Genomic DNA, 18,613 nt, shown 5'->3' with positions numbered 1-18,613 from the left:
TTATTCCTTGCATGCGGAAGTTCACTACCATGCTTATTGATCAGAAAATACCCTTGGGCCAGTACATCGCGGGCTTTGTCGAATGGTTGACGCAAAACGGCGCCAACACTTTCGATGCCATCGCGATGTTTCTGGAAACGATGATTCACGGCGTGACGTTTGCGCTGACCTGGTTCAATCCCCTGGCCCTGATCGGCCTCATTGCCCTGCTGGCGCATTTCATCCAGCGCAAATGGGGCCTGACCGTTTTTGTCATCGCCTCGTTCCTGCTGATCCTCAACCTGGGTTACTGGCAGGAAACCATGGAAACCCTCGCCCAGGTGCTGTTCGCGACCCTGGTCTGCGTGCTGATCGGCGTGCCGCTGGGCATTGTTGCCGCGCACAAGCCGATGTTCTACACCATGATGCGTCCGGTGCTCGATCTGATGCAGACCGTACCGACCTTCGTCTACCTCATTCCAACCCTGACCCTCTTCGGTCTGGGTGTGGTCCCGGGCCTGATCTCCACGGTGGTGTTCGCGATTGCCGCGCCCATCCGCCTCACCTACCTGGGCATCCGCGACGTTCCCGACGAACTGATGGACGCCGGCAAAGCCTTCGGCTGCTCTCGTCGCCAACTCCTCTCACGCATTGAATTGCCCCATGCCATGCCGAGCATCGCCGCCGGTATCACCCAATGCATCATGCTGTCGCTGTCGATGGTGGTCATCGCGGCGCTGGTCGGTGCCGACGGCCTGGGCAAACCCGTGGTCAACGCACTGAACACCGCCGATATCGCCCTGGGCTTCGAAGCCGGCCTGGCGATCGTATTGCTGGCGATCATGCTCGACCGAATCTGCAAACAACCCGACGCCAAAGTAGGGGGTGACGCATGAGCATAATCCGCTTCGAAGAGGTCGACGTGATCTTCTCCAAAGATCCACGCGAAGCCCTCAAGCTGCTCGACAAGGGCATGACCCGCAACGAAATCCTGAAGCAGACCGGGCAGATCGTCGGCGTGGAAAAGGCCAGCCTGGATGTCGAAAAAGGCGAGATCTGCGTACTGATGGGCCTCTCCGGCTCCGGCAAGTCGAGCCTGCTGCGCTGCATCAACGGCTTGAACACAGTGAGTCGCGGCAAATTGTTCGTCGAACACGAAGGCCGCCAGATCGACATCGCCTCCTGCACCCCCGCCGAGTTGAAGATGATGCGCACCAAGCGCATCGCCATGGTCTTCCAGAAGTTCGCCCTGATGCCCTGGCTGACAGTGCGCGAGAACATCAGCTTCGGCCTGGAAATGCAGGGCCGCCCAGAGAAGGAACGCAAAAAGCTGGTGGATGAAAAGCTGGAGCTGGTGGGCCTGACCCAGTGGCGCAACAAGAAGCCCGACGAGCTGTCCGGCGGCATGCAACAACGGGTCGGCCTGGCCCGTGCCCTGGCGATGGACGCCGATATCCTGCTCATGGACGAACCCTTCTCGGCCCTCGACCCGCTGATCCGCCAAGGCCTGCAGGACGAACTGCTGGAGCTGCAGCGCAAGCTGAGCAAGACCATCGTATTCGTCAGCCATGACCTCGACGAGGCCCTGAAACTGGGCAGCCGCATCGCGATCATGAAAGACGGCCGCATCATCCAGTACAGCAAGCCGGAACAGATCGTGCTGAATCCGGCGGATGACTATGTGCGCACCTTCGTCGCCCACACCAACCCGCTCAACGTGCTCTGCGGCCGCAGCCTGATGCGCACCCTGGACAACTGCAAGCGCATCAACGGCTCGGTCTGCCTGGACCCGGGCGGCGATTCCTGGCTCGACCTGGCCGAAGGCAATACCATCAAGGGCGCCCGCCAGAACGGCGCCGCGCTGGACCTGCAAAACTGGGCACCGGGACAGTCTGTCGAAGGGCTGGGCCGTTTTCCGACCTTGGTCGACTCCAGCATCGGCATGCGCGACGCCTTGCAGATCCGCTACCAGACCGGCAACAAGCTGGTGCTCCATGATAACCAGAAGGTCGTCGGGATCCTCGGCGACAGCGAGCTGTACCACGCCCTGCTCGGCAAGAACCTGGGCTGAGCCCGGGCACACAAAAACGCCGCGAGATGATCGCGGCGTTTTTGTTTGTGCAAGTTTTGGAATGCTATCCCGTGGCGAGGGAGCTTGCTCCCGCTCGACTGCGCAGCAGTCGCAATCCAGGTGACACGAGCCTTCAGGTACACCGTGTTTGGCCGGTTTGGGGGTCGCTTCGCAACCCAGCGGGAGCAAGCTCCCTCGCCACAAAAGCCTCTCTGCCACAAGAGCTGGGCCAGACAGAGGGTCAGCTAAAGACCCTACCCAACCCCGCCAACTCCGCCCGCTCCTGCTCAACCCGCACATCCTCGCGCATGGCCTTGTGCAGGCCGAACATGAAGAACACCAGCACCACCGAGAACGGCAGCCCGGCCAGCACGACCATGGTTTGCATCGCCTCGAAGTTACCGGCAAACAACAGGCCGATGGTCACGAGCGTGATCACCACCGACCAGAAGATCCGCAACCAGTGGGGAGCATCTTCATCGACATTGCCGCCCGTGCACGAGAGATTGGCCATCATCACCGCGCCGGAATCCGCCGGGGTCAGGAACAGCACAAAACCGACAAAGATCGACACGCCGATCACCACTTTCGACGCCGGGTAAAATTCCAACAGCTGATAGATCGACATCGACGGCTGCGTCAGTGCGGTCTTGCCCAGCTCCACCGCACCGTGGTTCATCACCAGATCCAGCGCCGAGTTACCGAAAATCGACAGCCAGGCCAGCGTGAAGCCCAGGGGAATCAGCAGCACACCGGCCACCAGTTCGCGCACGGTGCGGCCACGGGAAATCCGTGCGATGAACATGCCGACAAATGGCGCCCAGGAAATCCACCAAGCCCAGTAGAACAGCGTCCACAGGCCCATCCAGCGGCCCGACTTGGCGTTGTCGTCCGCATACACGTACAGATCGAACGTCTTGAGCACCACGCCGTTGAGGTAGTCGCCAATGTTCTGCACGAAGCCATTGAGCAAGTGCAGCGTGGGGCCGCACAGCAAGACGAAGATCAGCAAACCGCTGAACAGCACGATGTTCAGGTTGGACAGCCGGCGGATGCCGTTCTCCACGCCGGACACGGCGGCGATGGTCGCCACGCTGCTCATCACGATGATCACGATCAGCAGGTTGGTGTTGCTGTGCTCCATGCCGAACAGGTTTTCCAGCCCGGAGGCGACTTGCAGCGAACCGATCCCCAGGTTGGTCACAAGCCCCAGCAACGTTACGAACATGCCGAAGCCGTCCACCGCGTGACCGGCCGCGCCCTTGACCCAGCGTTCGCCCATCAGTGGGTAAAGGGCCGAACGCAGCGCCAGCGGCTGGTTGTGCCGGTAGGCGAAATAGGCCACGGCCAGGCCCACAAGCGCGTAGATCGCCCAGCCGTGCAGGCCCCAATGCAAAAACGTCAGCTGCACCGCCTGGCGCGCAGCCTGGTTGCTACCGGCGACGCCTTCGGGCGGGTTGAAGAAATGGTCCAGTGGCTCGGATGCGCCAAAGTACAACAGCGAAATGCCGATGCCCGAGGAAAACAGCATCCCGGCCCAGGCGCCATAACTGAAATCCGGCGTGTCGTCCTTGCTGCCAAGCTTGAGCTTGCCGTAGGAGGAAAACGCCAGGCCGACCACAAACACCAGGTAAGCGGCGATGACCACCATGTAGTACCAGCCGAAGCTGCGCGATAGCCACGCCTGGGCAATGCCGAGCAACCGGCCGGCCTCCTGCGGGGCGATGATCAGGGTGGCCGTCAACAACAGAATCAACGCGGTGGAGGTGTAGAACACCCAACCGTTGACCGTCACCTTCTGCGGCGGGGTCTTTATTAGCAAGGCAGAACTCATTGCACGGATGCTCCAGGCAGTGCGAGAGAAGGACTAGGCAACGCAATACCCGTCCGATGGATGAGTTGGCAGCCGACCGGCGGGTGTTATAAAGACACCCTGGAAGCCCTGCCCCCGCAATGCGCGGGTGTGAGGCCCTTGATGTCCGTTTATTTACGCCGTTTACGCGTAGGAAATTTCGTAAATCGCGACGATTTGTCGCAGAGCTTATTCTTTGTTGATTGAACGTTCAATCAAAACAAAATAGACTGGCCCTCATGAAGGCAGGCGAAGACTCGTCCGCCCGATGGCCTAAGGAGATGTGCAGATGCCCAAGGTCGGTATGCAACCCATCCGCCGCCAGCAGTTGATCGAAGCCACTTTGCAGGCTGTCGACCAGGTCGGAATGGGGGACGCCAGCATTGCGCTGATCGCCCGTTTGGCCGGTGTTTCGAACGGCATCATCAGTCACTACTTTCAGGACAAGAATGGCCTGATCGCGGCCACGGCCCAGTACCTGATGAGTGTCTTGAGCGAGAACGTCACCGCGCGGCGTCAAGCGCTGACGGATCCAAGCCCGCGAACTCACCTGAAGGTGATCATCGAAGGCAATTTCGACGCCAGCCAGGTCAACGGGCCGGCAATGAAAACCTGGCTGGCCTTCTGGGCCACCAGCATGCATCACCCGTCATTGCACAGGTTGCAGCGGATCAACGATCACCGTCTGTATTCCAACCTGTGTTGCCAGTTCCGCCGCGTCTTGCCCGTTGACCAGGCACGCAGCGCGGCACGGGGCCTGGCCGCCCTGATTGACGGTTTGTGGCTGCGCGGGGCGCTGTCGGGAGACGCGTTCGATACCGCCCAGGCACACCAGATCGCTTACGAATACATGGATTTCCAACTGGCCAAGGCAGGAGCGCCAGAGCACACAGAACCGCTCGACTCCTGAACCGTCACCGCAGCGCGTAGTCAGCTATAAACGACACGCTCGGTGGCCAGCCAACCACTCATGCACTTGCGAGGACTTTATGGCCCGTTTCGAACTGCAAAAACTCTACATCGATGGCGCGTACAGCGATGCCAGCGGCGACGCCACTTTCGAAGCCATCAACCCGGCCAACGGTGAAGTTCTCGCCCTGGTGCAGCGCGCGACGTTCGAGGACGTCGAGCGCGCCGTGGTCAGCGCCGAAAAGGGCCAGAAAGTCTGGGCCGCGATGACCGCCATGCAGCGCTCGCGCATCCTGCGCCGCGCCGTCGACATCCTGCGCGAACGCAACGATGAACTGGCCGCCCTGGAAACCCTGGACACCGGCAAATCCTTCTCCGAAACCAAATACGTCGACATCGTCACGGGTGCCGACGTGCTGGAATATTACGCCGGCCTGGTGCCCGCCATCGAAGGCGAACAGGTTCCGCTGCGCAGCACTTCGTTCATCTATACCCGTCGCGAGCCCCTGGGCGTGGTGGCCGGTATCGGCGCGTGGAACTACCCGATCCAGATTGCCTTGTGGAAGTCCGCCCCGGCCCTGGCAGCCGGCAACGCGATGATCTTCAAACCCAGCGAAGTGACCTCGCTGACCACCTTGAAACTGGCAGAGATCTACACCGAGGCCGGTGTTCCAGCGGGCGTGTTCAACGTGCTGACCGGCAGTGGTCGTGAAGTCGGCACCTGGCTGACCGAGCACCCGCGCATCGAGAAAATCTCCTTCACCGGCGGCACCGACACCGGCAAGAAAGTCATGGCCAGCGCTTCGAGTTCTTCGCTCAAGGACGTGACCATGGAGCTGGGCGGTAAATCGCCGCTGATCATCTTCGACGACGCCGACCTGGATCGCGCCGCCGACACCGCGATGATGGCCAACTTCTACAGCTCCGGCCAGGTGTGCACCAACGGCACCCGCGTGTTCGTGCCGAGCCATCTGAAAGCAGCGTTCGAAGCCAAGATCGCCGAACGCGTGGCGCGCATCCGCATCGGCAACCCGGAAGACGAAAACACCAATTTCGGTCCGCTGGTGAGCTTCGCCCACATGGAAAGCGTGCTGGGCTACATCGAGAAGGGCAAGGCCGAAGGCGCGCGCCTGTTGTGTGGCGGCGGTCGCCTGACCGAGGGTGAATTCGCCAAGGGCGCATTCGTCGCACCGACGGTGTTCACCGATTGCACCGATGACATGACCATCGTGCGTGAGGAAATCTTCGGTCCGGTGATGAGCATCCTCACCTACGACACCGAAGAAGAAGTGATCCGCCGCGCCAACGATACTGACTTCGGCCTGGCCGCCGGCGTCGTGACCCGCGACCTGAACCGCGCCCACCGCGTGATCCACCAGCTCGAAGCAGGCATCTGCTGGATCAACGCCTGGGGCGAGTCCGCGGCGGAAATGCCGGTCGGTGGCTACAAGCAATCGGGCGTGGGTCGGGAGAATGGCATCAGTTCGCTGACCAACTACACGCGCATCAAATCGGTACAGGTCGAAATGGGCGATTACACGTCGGTGTTCTGATCTGACACGAACCTGAGGTGGGGCTTTTGTGGCGAGGGAGCTCGCTCCCGCTGGGCCGCAAAGCGGCCCCACTTCAGCCCCCAAGGTCATCCAGACAGAACACGGTCGCCCTGTTTGCGACTGCTGCGCAGCCGAGCGGGAGCAAGCTCCCTCGCCACGCAAGATAGGGCATCTCGGCAGCCGCGACCTGAACCCAATTCAAAAGAGGGTGCATTTCATGTCCCAAGAATTCGATTACATCATCATCGGTGCCGGCTCGGCCGGTAACACCCTGGCCACCCGCCTGACCGAAGACGAAGGCGTCACCGTGCTGCTGCTCGAAGCCGGCGGCCCGGACTATCGCCTGGACTTCCGCACGCAAATGCCCGCCGCCCTGGCGTTCCCGCTGCAAGGCCGGCGCTACAACTGGGCCTACGAGACCGACCCGGAGCCGCACATGAACGGCCGCCGCATGGAGTGCGGTCGCGGCAAGGGCCTGGGCGGTTCTTCGCTGATCAACGGCATGTGCTACATCCGCGGCAACGCCCTGGACTATGACAACTGGGCCAAGCTGCCAGGCCTGGAAGACTGGACCTACCTGGACTGCCTGCCGTATTTCCGCAAAGCCGAAACCCGCGACATCGGCCCGAACGACTACCACGGCGGCGACGGTCCGGTCAGCGTGACCACGCCCAAGCCCGGCAACAACCCGCTGTTCCACGCCATGGTCGAAGCCGGCGTGCAGGCCGGTTACCCGCGTACCGAAGACCTCAACGGTTACCAGCAGGAAGGCTTCGGCCCGATGGACCGTACCGTGACGCCCAATGGCCGCCGCGCCAGTACCGCGCGCGGTTACCTGGACATCGCCAAGAAGCGCTCCACCCTGACCATCGTCACCCACGCCCTGACCGACAAGATCCTGTTCGAAGGCAAGCGTGCGGTCGGCGTGCGTTACCTGGTGGGCGCCGCCGAAGAGCGCGTCGAGGCCCGGGCCCGCAAGGAAGTGCTGCTGTGCTCCGGCGCCATCGCTTCGCCGCAGATCCTGCAACGCTCCGGCGTCGGTCCGGCAAAACTGCTCGAAAGCCTCGACATCCCGGTGGTCCACGACCTGCCGGGCGTTGGTGAAAACCTCCAGGACCACTTGGAACTGTACCTGCAATACGCTTGCACCCAGCCGGTTTCGCTGTACCCGTCGCTGCTCTGGTACAACCAGCCGGCCATCGGTGCCGAGTGGCTGTTCAACGGCACCGGCATCGGCGCCAGCAACCAGTTCGAAGCCGGCGGTTTCATCCGCACCCGCCCGGACTTCGAGTGGCCGAACATCCAGTACCACTTCTTGCCGGTGGCGATCAATTACAACGGCAGTAATGGCGTGAAGGAGCACGGTTTCCAGGCGCACATGGGCTCCATGCGTTCGCCGAGCCGTGGCCGGATCCAGGCCAAGTCCAAGGACCCGCGCCAGCACCCGAGCATCCTCTTCAATTACATGGCCACCGAACAGGACTGGCAGGAGTTTCGCGATGGCATCCGCCTGACGCGCGAGATCATGCAACAGCCGGCGCTCGACCCGTTCCGCGGCCGCGAGATCAGCCCAGGCATCGAGGTGCAGACCGACGAGCAACTGGACCAGTTCATCCGCGAGCACGCCGAAACCGCGTTCCACCCGTCCTGCTCGTGCAAGATGGGCACTGACGACATGGCGGTGGTCGATGGCGAAGGCCGCGTACATGGCGTGCAAGGCCTGCGGGTAGTCGATGCCTCGATCATGCCGATCATCACCACCGGCAACCTGAACGCGCCGACCATCATGATGGCCGAGAAAATCGCCGACAGGATCCGCGGCCGCAAGCCCCTGCCGCGCAGTACCGCGCCGTACTACGTGGCCGGTGATGCGCCGGTGCGTGGCAAGCCTCTGCGTGAAGTGGCGACTGCCGCCCAGTAAGGTTCAAGACCCAGGCGCGGCCTTCGTCGGATCGCCGCCCGGAGCAGGCTCGCTCCCACAAGGGTTCCGAGGTGGACACAGATTTTGTGACCGCTGAAGATCCCATTGTGGGAGCGAGCTTGCTCGCGATGGGGCCGGCCCATTCAACATCTTCGTTGACTGCCACACCGCCATCGCGAGCAAGCTCGCTCCCACTTGGGCTCTGAGTGAACACTGATTTCGTGACCGCCAAATATCCATTGTGGGAGCGAGCCTGCTCCGGGCGGCGATCCGACGAAGGGGCCAGCCCATTCAGAATATTTCTCTGACTGCCACACCGCAAAATCCCCATCTGCCTTGATCCCTCCCCCACCCCAGGCCTACTCTAGAGCCGCCCGCGTCAACGCGCCGCACCTCGCTGCACCGTCACTCCAGACAAGGAGGTTTCATGTTCGATTTCCATCCCCGGCTCAAGCAGCGGTTTGCTGCATTGCGCACGGGCGCTGAATTCTTTTCCCTGCGTTACGTGCGCGAGTCCGGTCAGCACCTGTCGGTGCGCAAGAATGTCGCCGAGCCGCCGAGCCTGAGCCGCGACGAAGGTGCGATGCTCACCGTGCGGGTCAATGGCGTCGAAACCTATGCGGCCACCAACGATTTGTCCCAGGCCGGCCTGCAAGCAGCGCTCGAACGCGCCGAGCAACAGGCCCGCCGGCTCAAGCCCCACGCTTTGCTCGACTTGCGCGAGCAGTCGGTCTCCAGCGACCGCGCCGATTATTTCTCACCGCATTTCGACCAGGCGTTCCCTCCACTGAGCGATTGCTACCAACTGCTCGGCGACGAATCGGCAGCGGTGCCGACGGACGAGCGCCTGGTGAACTGGCAGGCCAGTATCGGCCTGACTCAGGTCGAGCAGATCTACCTCAACAGCGCCGGTGCCGAACTGCGCCAGGCCCAGCGCTTCATCTACCCGGCCCTGGACGTCACCGCCTTCGACGGGCACGACAGCCAGACGCGCACCCTGGGCCGCGAGAACTTCGGTCAGCAGGGCGGCTTCGATGTGATCAACCGCTGCGGCCTGATCGGTGCCGGGCCGAAGATCGCCGACCAGGCCCTGCAATTGCTGATGGCGCCAAACACCCCGCAAGGCCGGCGGGACCTGTTGCTGATGCCCGACCAGATGATGCTGCAGATCCACGAATCCATCGGTCACCCGCTGGAACTGGACCGCATCCTCGGCGACGAGCGCAATTACGCCGGCACCAGTTTCGTCAAGACCAGTGATTTCGGGCAGCTGCAATACGGCTCCAACCTGCTGAACGTGACGTTCGACCCGGACATCCCGGAAGAACTGGCCAGCTACAGCCATGACGACGACGGCAGTGCTGCCAGCAAACAGTTCCTGATCCGCGAAGGCTTGCTGCTGCGTCCCCTGGGCGGTGCGCTGTCGCAGTTCCGCGCCGGCCTCGACGGGGTCGCAAACAGCCGCGCCTGCAGTTGGAATCGTCCGCCCATCGACCGCATGGCAAACCTGAACATCGAGCCCGGCGACCAATCCCTGGAGCAACTGATCCAAGGCATCGAGCACGGCGTGCTGATGCGCACCAACCGCTCCTGGTCCATCGATGACGCCCGTAACAAGTTCCAGTTTGGCTGCGAATGGGGCCAGTTGATTGAAAACGGCGAGCTCAAGGGCGTGGTAAAAAATCCCAACTACCGGGGCATTTCCGCGCAGTTCTGGAAGAGCTTGAGGGCGGTGGGCGACGCCAGCACTGCCCAGGTCCTCGGCACGCCGAACTGTGGCAAGGGTGAACCGAACCAGGTCATCCGCGTCGGCCATGCTTCGCCGGCCTGCGTGTTCAGCAACGTTGACGTATTTGGGGGAGATGCCTGATGAGCACCGTCACAAATGAGGCCGGGGCGTTCAAGGCGTTGGTCGATTGGCTGCGCAACGCCTTGCGTGAGCCCGAACAGTTCACCCTCGGCTATGCCGCCGAGTCTTCGGCTTTCGTGCGCTTCAACCACGGCAGGGTTCGCCAGGCCGGGCAGGTCCAACAGGCCAATATCAACCTCAAACTGATCAACGACGGCCGCCATGCCGACTTGCAGATCACCTTGTCCGGCGACACCCAGACCGATCTGCAACGCCTGAGCGAAGGGTTGCAACAGTTGCGCGAGACGTTGCCGTTGCTGCCCGCCGATCCCTACCTGCTGCTCAACCACAACCACTGGCAGAGCAACAATGTGCAGGATCACCCATTGCCCGAGACGGAGCAGGCGGTCGGCGAAATCACCCGCGCCGCAGAAGGCCTGGACCTGGTGGGGTTCTATGCGGCCGGGCCGATCAGCCGGGGCTTCGCCAGTTCCTCGGGTGCCTTCGGCTGGCATCAGGCCAACAGTTTCAATTTCGACTTCAGCTTGTTCCATGAGAACGGCCAGGCCGTGAAAGCCAGTTATGCAGGCCACGCCTGGAGCAGCGAAGGGTTCGCCGAACGTTTCGAACAGGCCCACGAACAGCTGCAATTTCTCGGCCGACCACTGCGCACGCTGCCGCCCGGTGAATACCGCGCCTACCTGGCGCCCGCCGCGCTGGAAGAAATCATGGGCATGCTCAGTTGGGGCGGGTTCTCGGCCCGTGCAATCGCCAGCAAGCAAAGCCCGCTGCAGAAGTTCTACGCCGGCGAAGCCCACTTCAGCCCCAACGTCTGGTTGACGGAGCAGGTCAGCGGCTCCCTGAGCCCGGCATTTTCCGACGAAGGTTATCCTCGCGATGACCTGGGGCTCATCGCCAAGGGCACGGCCAACGCACGGCTGGTCAATTCCCGCAGCGCCGCCGAATACGGTCTTACCGCCAACGGCGCCAGCAGCTATGAATACCCTACCGCGCTGGAGATGAAAGAGGGTCATCTGGCGCTAAGGCACGTTCTCGAAGAACTCGGCACCGGCTTGTACATCAGCAACCTCTGGTACCTGAACTACTCGGACCAACCGGCGGCACGCCTGACCGGCATGACCCGTTTCGCCACGTTCTGGGTCGAGGATGGCCAGATCCAGGCGCCGGTGAGCACCATGCGTTTCGACGACAGCGTCTACAGCCTGCTCGGCTCGCAACTCGAAGGCCTGACCCGGGAGCGGGAACTTCTGCTTTCGGCCAGTACCTACAGCCAGCGGGCCACGGCTTCGATGCTGCTGCCGGGGGCGTTGGTGAAGAGGCTCACGCTGACGCTATAACTCGTAGTTCCCCGTGGCGAGGGAGCTTGCTCCCGCTCGGCTGCAAAGCAGTCGCAGCCCAGGCAGCGCGATATTTCAGACACACCGTGTTCACCGGCTTAGGGGTGCTCCGCACCCCAGCGGGAGCAAGCTCCCTCGCCACAGAAGCGTTTTCGCCACAGGAAATTGTTCACTTTTTCACACAAGAGGTCCCATGCCCAACCGCGCCCCGCTCGACGCCGTCACCGCCCGCTGGCTTCCGTGGGTCGTGGCAATCGCTTTCTTCATGCAGTCCCTGGACGGGACCATCCTCAACACCGCCCTGCCTGCCATGGCCAGTGACCTGGCGGAGAACCCGCTGCGCATGCAAGGCGTGATCATCGCCTACATGCTCACGGTGGCCCTGCTGATCCCGGCCTCGGGCTGGATCGCCGACCGCTTTGGCACCAAGAAGATTTTCTTCGGCGCGATCCTGCTGTTCAGCTTCGGCTCGTTGCTGTGCGCCTTGTCCAATTCGTTGAGCATGCTGATCGGCGCCCGGGTCGTCCAGGGCCTGGGTGGCGCGCTGATGCTGCCGGTGGGCAGGCTGGTAGTTCTACGGGCGTACCCGCGTTCGGAGCTGGTGCGGATCATGGGTTTCATCACCATCCCCGGCCTGCTCGGCCCGCTGATCGGCCCGACCATGGGTGGCTGGATGGTTGAGTACCTGACGTGGCACTGGATTTTCATCATTAACCTGCCGGTGGGGATAATCGGCTGCTATGCCGTCTGGAAATTCATTCCGGACCTGCGCGGCAGCGAGCGCACGCGGTTCGATGGGCTGGGGTTCCTGCTGTTTGGCGCGGCGATGGTGTTGATCACCATCGCCATGGAAGGCCTGGGTGAACTGCATCTTCCGCACCTGCGCGTGATGTTGCTGCTGTTCGGCGGCATGGCCTGCCTCGCGGCCTATTGGCTACGGGCCGGGCACGTCGAGAATGCGCTGTTCCCGCCGTCGCTGTTCAAGACCCGGACGTTTGCCGTCGGCATCCTCGGCAACCTGTTCGCACGCCTGGGCAGCGGCGCGTTGCCGTTCCTGGTGCCGTTGCTGCTGCAAGTGGCGCTGGGCTATTCGCCTTCCCAGGCTGGCATGAGCATGCTGCCCCTGGCGGCGGCGGCGATGGTCGCCAAATCGGTCGCCCGGCCGTTGATCGAACGCTTCGGCTATCGCATCGTCCTTACCGCCAATACCTTGGCCCTGGGCGTGATGCTGGCGAGCATGGGCCTGGTCAGCGAGCAGACCCCGTACTGGCTGCTGCTGGCGCATCTGGCGGTGCTGGGCGCAATCAACTCGCTGCAATTCACCGCGATGAACACCGTGACCCTGATCGACCTGGACGACGCCAGCGCCAGCAGCGGCAACAGCTTGCTGTCGGTGGTCGCGCAACTGTCCCTGAGCCTCGGCGTGGCCTGCGCCGGCGCGCTCCTCGGCGGCTTTACCGCCCAGGTCGGCAATGATGGTGTGGACACGGTGCTGGGCGCGTTCCAGTTGACCTTCGTGACCGTGGGCATCATGGCGATGCTGGCGGCGACGATTTTCTCCCAGTTGTCCAAGCAGGACGGACGGCGGGTGAAGCGGCCGGATGAGCATATCGAGCACTAATATGGCGATAGGGCTGTTGTGGCGAGGGAGCTTGCTCCCGCTCGGCTGCGCAGCAGACGCAATCCAGACGACGCGATACTTCAGGCGCACCGTGTTGGCCGGTTTTGGGGGCGCTTCGCACCCCAGCGGGAGCAAGCTCCCTCGCCACAGGGGAATCTTCCCGCTTCGGAGCTGCGCCACAGCTCGTCCAGAACTTTCGAAGAAAGTGGCACGAGGCTGCTACACTGCGCGACATTTTGTTTTGCAGGCCAGTCCCGTGACCACCATTGCCACCGCTTTTAATACTTTGCCGCTGTCCGCCGCCATGCTGGCTAACCTCGAATCACTCGGTTATGCCCAGATGACGCCGATCCAGGCGCAAAGCTTGCCGGTGATCCTCAAGGGCATGGACCTGATCGCACAGGCCAAGACCGGCAGCGGCAAGACCGCGGCCTTTGGCATCGGCCTGCTGAACCCGATCAACCCGCGCTTCTTTGGCTGTCAGGCCTTGGTGATGTGCCCGACCCGTGAGCTGGCCGACCAGGTCGCCAAGGAAATCCGCCGGCTGGCCCGCGCCGAAGACAACATCAAGGTCCTGACCCTGTGCGGCGGCGTGTCCTTCGGCCCGCAGATCGCCTCCCTCGAACACGGCGCCCACATCATCGTCGGCACGCCGGGGCGCATCCAGCAGCACCTGCGCAAGGGTTCGCTGGTGCTCGACGGCCTCAACACGCTGATCCTCGACGAAGCCGACCGCATGCTCGACATGGGTTTCTACGACGCCATCGAAGACATCATCCAGCAGACCCCGGAACGCCGCCAGACGCTGCTGTTCTCGGCCACTTACCCGGTGGGCATCAAGCAACTGTCGTCCAAGTTCATGCGTAACCCGCAGCAGGTCAAGGCCGAGGCGCTGCACTCCGACTCACAGATCGAGCAGCGCTTCTACGAGATCTCCCCCGAGGAGCGCATGGACGCGGTGGTCAAGGTGCTGGCGCATTTCCGCCCGGCCTCCTGCGTGGCGTTCTGCTTCACCAAGCAGCAGGTCCAGGAAACCGTCGATCACCTGACGTCCAAGGGCATCTCAGCCGTCGGCCTGCACGGTGACCTGGAGCAGCGCGACCGCGACCAGGTCCTGGCGATGTTCGCCAACCGCAGCACCTCGGTATTGGTCGCCACCGACGTGGCGGCCCGTGGCCTGGATATCGATGCGCTGGACATGGTGATCAACGTCGAGCTGGCCCGGGACTCGGAGATTCATATCCACCGCGTCGGCCGCACCGGGCGCGCCGGGGAGAAAGGCATCGCCATCAGCCTGGTGGCGCCGTCCGAAGCCCACCGCGCCCAGGCCATCGAGCAACTGCAGAAGTCGCCGTTGAGCTGGGACCAGTTGGACAACCTCAAGCCCCAGGGCGGCGGTCCGCTGCTGCCGGCCATGAGCACCCTGTGCATCGGTGCCGGACGCAAGGACAAGGTGCGCCCCGGCGACATCCTCGGCGCCCTGACCGGCGAGGCCGGCATCCCTGGCGCGCAGGTGGGCAAGATCGCGATTTTCGATTTCCAGGCCTATGTGGCAGTGGAGCGCGGTATTGCCAAACAGGCCTTGCAGCGCCTGAACGATGGCAAGATCAAGGGACGCTCGTTGCGGGTGCGGATCCTCTGATTGCCGTTCATTCACCCTGTGGCGAGGGAGCTTGCTCCCGCTCGGCTGCGCAGCAGTCGTAATCCAGGCGATGCGATCTTCCAGATGCACGGTGTCGTCAGTTCGGGGGCTGCTCGCAGCCCAGCGGGAGCAAGCTCCCTCGCCACAAAAGCTCCATACACATCTGAATGTGAGGACACCGTTTTGCGCTCTACCGAAGTCGTGATCATTGGCGCTGGCGCCGCAGGGTTGATGTGCGCGCTGACCGCCGCCGGGCGCGGGCGGCAGGTGATGTTGCTGGACCACGCCAACAAGGCCGGCAAGAAAATCCTCATGTCGGGCGGTGGACGCTGCAACTTCACCAACATGTACACCGAACCGGGCAACTTCCTCTCGCAAAACCCGCACTTCTGCAAGTCGGCCCTGGCTCGCTATACCCAATGGGATTTCATCGCGCTGGTGGCCAAGCACGGCGTGCCCTATCACGAGAAAAAACTCGGCCAGTTGTTCTGCGATAACAAATCCAGCGACATCCTCGGCCTACTGCTGGACGAGTGTGACCAGGCCGGCGTCGACCTGCACCTGGACACCTCGATCGAGCAGATCGAGAAGACCGCCGACGGCTACCTGCTGCAAACCACCCTCGGGCCCATCGCTTGCCAATCCCTGGTGATCGCCACGGGCGGGCTGTCGATCCCGACCCTGGGCGCGACTGGCTTCGGCTATCAGGTGGCCAGGCAATTCGGCCACCAGCTGCTGCCGACCCGGGCTGGACTGGTGCCGTTCACCATCACCGATCAGTTGAAGAGCCTGTGCACCGAACTGTCGGGCACGTCGGTGGACTGTCTGGTGAGCTGCAACGAGCAGAGTTTTCGCGAGAACATCCTGTTCACCCATCGCGGTTTGAGCGGTCCGGCGATCTTGCAGATCTCGTCGTTCTGGGAGCCGGGCGACACGGTGCAGATCAACCTGCTGCCCGACCACGACGTGCCGCAGTGGCTGCAACAGCAACAGGCCGAACGCCCGAACAGCGAACTCAAGACCCTGTTGGGCGAGTTGTTCACCAAGAAAATGGCCAACCTGCTGGCCGACACCTGGTTCGTCTCCAAGCCGATGAAGCAATACACTCACGCGGAACTCGCGGACATCGCCGAGAAGCTGGCGAGCTGGAACATCGTCCCCGCCGGCACCGAAGGCTACCGCACCGCCGAAGTGACCCTGGGCGGCGTCGACACTCGGGAAGTTTCTTCCAAGACCATGGAGTCGCTGAAGAGCCCGGGGCTGTATTTCATTGGCGAAGTGCTCGACGTCACCGGTCACCTGGGCGGCTTCAACTTCCAATGGGCCTGGGCTTCGGGGTATGCGGCGGCGCAGTACGTCTGATACCACCCTGGGTCGAGCCCGCTTTTTGTGGCGAGGGAGCTTGCTCCCGCTCGACTGCGCAGCAGTCGCAAAACAGCCATCGCACTCGGTCTGAATTAATGCAACGCTTGGGGAAGGGGCCGCTTCGCAGCCCAGCGGGAGCAAGCTCCCTCGCCACAGGGGGTGTTCTTCGCATGCCGGAACACTTTTTGCTGCCGGATGTGATCGTCGCCATTGCATCGGCGTCATTACTGCCTCAATTTAGCGTCATTGCCCGTCAGGCCCGTGCACTTCATGTCATCGACCTCGTTCAGCCAGTCTCTGCGTCGCCTTTGGGCGTTGGATAAATTCAGCTATAGCGTGCGGGTGTTCATCGCCCTGACCGGCAGCATGGTGCTTTGTTGGTACTTGAATCAGATGGCGCTGCTGATTCCGCTGTTCCTCGGCATCATCGCCAGCGCATTGGCCGAGACCGACGACAGCTGGCAAGGCCGTCTCAACGCGCTGGCCGTGACGCTGGTGTGCTTCAGCGTTGCCGCGCTGTCGGTGGAGTTGCTGTTTCCCTACCCCGTCCTGTTCATCGTCGCCCTGGCCCTGGCGGCCTTCGGCCTGACCATGCTCGGCGCCCTGGGCGAGCGCTATGGCGCGATTGCCTCGGCTACCCTGATTCTTTCGGTCTACACCATGATCGGCGTGGACCAGCGCGGCGGCGCGGTCACGGACTTCTGGCATGAACCGGTGTTGCTGGTAGCCGGCGCCGCCTGGTATGGGCTGCTCTCGGTGTTGTGGCACGCGCTGTTTTCCAACCAGCCGGTGCAGCAGAGCCTGGCGCGGCTGTTCCGCGAACTGGGGCGCTACCTGAAGCTCAAGTCATCGCTGCTGGAGCCGATCCGTCATCTGGATATCGAGGCCCGACGCCTGGAGCTGGCCCAGCAGAATGGCCGGGTGGTGGCCGCGCTCAACAGCGCGAAGGAAATCATCCTGCACCGCGTCGGCAATGGCCGGCCGGGCTCGAAAGTCAGCCGCTACCTGAAGCTGTACTTCCTTGCCCAGGACATCCATGAGCGCGCCAGTTCCTCGCACTATCCCTATAACGCCCTGGCCGAAGCGTTCTTCCACAGCGACGTACTGTTCCGCTGCCAGCGCCTGCTGCGCCAGCAAGGCAAGGCTTGCCTGGCACTGGCCGAGTCCATCCAGTTGCGCCAGCCGTTCGTCTACGACGACAGCTTCGCCGAGGCCCTGAACGATTTGCATGCGTCCCTGGAGCACCTGCGCATCCAGAGCAACCCGGCCTGGCGCGGCCTGTTGCGCTCGCTGCGGGCGTTGTCGGTCAACCTCGGCACGATGGACCGCCTGCTCAGCGACGCGAGCAACCCCGACGCCCTCGCCGATGCCACTGACAGCAGCCTGCTGGACCGCTCGCCACGCAACCTCAAGGACGTCTGGGTCCGCCTGCGCACGCAACTCACGCCGACGTCGCTGCTGTTCCGTCATGCCCTGCGCCTGCCCCTGGCGCTGAGCGTGGGCTACGCGATGGTGCACCTGATCCACCCCTCCCAGGGCTACTGGATCATCCTCACCACATTGTTCGTCTGCCAGCCCAACTACGGCGCCACCCGGCGCAAGCTCGGCCAGCGGATCATCGGCACCGCCATCGGCCTGACGGTGGCCTGGGCGCTGTTCGACCTGTTTCCAAATCCGCTGGTGCAGTCGTGCTTCGCCATTGCCGCCGGGGTGGTGTTCTTTACCAACCGCACCACCCGCTACACCCTGGCGACTGCCGCGATCACCGTCATGGTGCTGTTCTGCTTCAATCAGGTCGGCGACGGCTACGGGCTGCTGCTGCCACGGCTGTTCGATACCTTGCTCGGCAGCCTGATCGCCGGGCTGGCGGTGTTCCTGTTCCTGCCAGACTGGCAGGGCCGGCGGCTGAACAAGGTGCTGGCCAATACGCTGACCTGCAACAGCATCTACCTGCGCCAGATCATGCAGCAATACGCCGCGGGCAAAAGCGACGACCTGGCCTATCGCCTGGCCCGGCGCAACGCCCATAACGCCGACGCGGCGCTGTCCACGACGCTGGCGAACATGCTGATGGAGCCGGGCCATTTCCGTAAGGAGGCCGACGTGGGGTTCCGCTTCCTGGTGCTGTCCCACACCCTGCTCAGTTACTTGTCGGGGCTCGGGGCCCACCGGGGCACCGAACTGCCGACTGAGGTGCGCGAGCAACTGATCGACGGCGCCGGAGCAAGGCTGGCGACCAGCATCGATGAAATTGCCCAGGGCCTGGCGAGCAAACAGCCGATCGCGATCCAGAGCGACGACGAAGAAGCCCTCGCCAGCGCGCTTGAGCTGATGCCCGATGAAATCGACGAAGGCCAGCGGCTGGTGCAGACGCAACTGGCGTTGATCTGCCGGCAATTGGGGCCGTTGCGAACGCTGGCGGCGCACCTGATCAAGGACACCAGTGAGGCTTGAGTGCTGTGGTGTTCATGCGGGCCTCATCGCGAGCAAGCT

12 protein-coding genes are annotated in these 18,613 nt (G+C 62.9%); 11 read left to right on the top strand and 1 reads right to left on the bottom strand.

Going from position 1 to position 18,613, the window contains the following annotated elements:
* Nucleotides 1-29: 29 nt before the first annotated feature.
* Together choW and choV are read left to right on the top strand one after the other, a co-directional pair.
* Nucleotides 30-875: a choline ABC transporter permease subunit gene (gene choW, locus J3P94_RS02830; protein WP_305498280.1), complete on the top strand. Its 846-nt coding sequence runs from the start codon at nucleotides 30-32 to the stop codon at nucleotides 873-875.
* The gene (choV, locus tag J3P94_RS02825; RefSeq protein ID WP_434571281.1) at nucleotides 872-2,050 is read left to right on the top strand and encodes a choline ABC transporter ATP-binding protein; all 1,179 of its coding nucleotides are present in this window, start codon (nucleotides 872-874) and stop codon (nucleotides 2,048-2,050) included. Before choW ends, choV begins: the two co-directional genes overlap by 4 nt.
* A 241-nt stretch (nucleotides 2,051-2,291) precedes the next feature.
* Here choV and J3P94_RS02820 read toward each other — a convergent pair whose 3' ends face one another.
* Nucleotides 2,292-3,827, bottom strand: coding sequence for a BCCT family transporter (locus tag J3P94_RS02820; protein WP_434574074.1), 1,536 nt, complete (start codon nucleotides 3,825-3,827; stop codon nucleotides 2,292-2,294).
* Between the two features lie 364 nt (nucleotides 3,828-4,191).
* On the opposite strand from J3P94_RS02820, the gene betI reads away from it, so the two are divergent.
* The 9 genes from betI (at nucleotide 4,192) to yccS (ending at nucleotide 18,574) form a co-directional block, all read left to right on the top strand.
* Nucleotides 4,192-4,812 (top strand): transcriptional regulator BetI, encoded by a 621-nt coding sequence (betI, locus tag J3P94_RS02815; protein ID WP_434571279.1) that lies wholly within the window; start codon nucleotides 4,192-4,194, stop codon nucleotides 4,810-4,812.
* Between the two features lie 79 nt (nucleotides 4,813-4,891).
* Nucleotides 4,892-6,364 carry a betaine-aldehyde dehydrogenase gene (gene betB, locus J3P94_RS02810; RefSeq protein ID WP_434571277.1) on the top strand — a complete coding sequence of 491 codons (1,473 nt, stop codon included), beginning with the start codon at nucleotides 4,892-4,894 and terminating at the stop codon, nucleotides 6,362-6,364.
* A gap of 217 nt (nucleotides 6,365-6,581) precedes the next feature.
* On the top strand, nucleotides 6,582-8,285 hold the full coding sequence (gene betA, locus J3P94_RS02805) for a choline dehydrogenase (protein WP_434571275.1): 1,704 nt from the start codon (nucleotides 6,582-6,584) through the stop codon (nucleotides 8,283-8,285).
* A gap of 427 nt (nucleotides 8,286-8,712) precedes the next feature.
* The gene (locus J3P94_RS02800) at nucleotides 8,713-10,155 is read left to right on the top strand and encodes a TldD/PmbA family protein (RefSeq protein ID WP_434571273.1); all 1,443 of its coding nucleotides are present in this window, start codon (nucleotides 8,713-8,715) and stop codon (nucleotides 10,153-10,155) included.
* On the top strand, nucleotides 10,155-11,492 hold the full coding sequence (locus J3P94_RS02795) for a TldD/PmbA family protein (protein ID WP_434571271.1): 1,338 nt from the start codon (nucleotides 10,155-10,157) through the stop codon (nucleotides 11,490-11,492). The genes J3P94_RS02800 and J3P94_RS02795 overlap by 1 nt, the downstream gene beginning before the upstream one ends.
* A 193-nt stretch (nucleotides 11,493-11,685) precedes the next feature.
* A complete protein-coding gene (gene mdtD, locus J3P94_RS02790) occupies nucleotides 11,686-13,113 on the top strand; it encodes a multidrug transporter subunit MdtD (protein WP_434571269.1) in 1,428 nt (475 codons plus the stop codon).
* A 304-nt stretch (nucleotides 13,114-13,417) separates the two neighbouring features.
* Nucleotides 13,418-14,755, top strand: a complete 1,338-nt coding sequence (gene dbpA, locus J3P94_RS02785) for an ATP-dependent RNA helicase DbpA (protein ID WP_434574072.1) — start codon at nucleotides 13,418-13,420, stop codon at nucleotides 14,753-14,755.
* A 183-nt stretch (nucleotides 14,756-14,938) separates the two neighbouring features.
* Nucleotides 14,939-16,117, top strand: a complete 1,179-nt coding sequence (locus tag J3P94_RS02780) for an NAD(P)/FAD-dependent oxidoreductase (protein WP_434571267.1) — start codon at nucleotides 14,939-14,941, stop codon at nucleotides 16,115-16,117.
* 273 nt (nucleotides 16,118-16,390) lie between these two features.
* Nucleotides 16,391-18,574: a YccS family putative transporter gene (gene yccS / locus J3P94_RS02775; RefSeq protein WP_434571265.1), complete on the top strand. Its 2,184-nt coding sequence runs from the start codon at nucleotides 16,391-16,393 to the stop codon at nucleotides 18,572-18,574.
* Nucleotides 18,575-18,613 lie beyond the last annotated feature (39 nt).

It is taken from the genome of Pseudomonas sp. Z3-8, from assembly GCF_051131975.1.
In the GTDB taxonomy this organism is placed as follows: domain Bacteria; phylum Pseudomonadota; class Gammaproteobacteria; order Pseudomonadales; family Pseudomonadaceae; genus Aquipseudomonas.
This window is presented reverse-complemented; position numbering and strand designations above follow the sequence as displayed.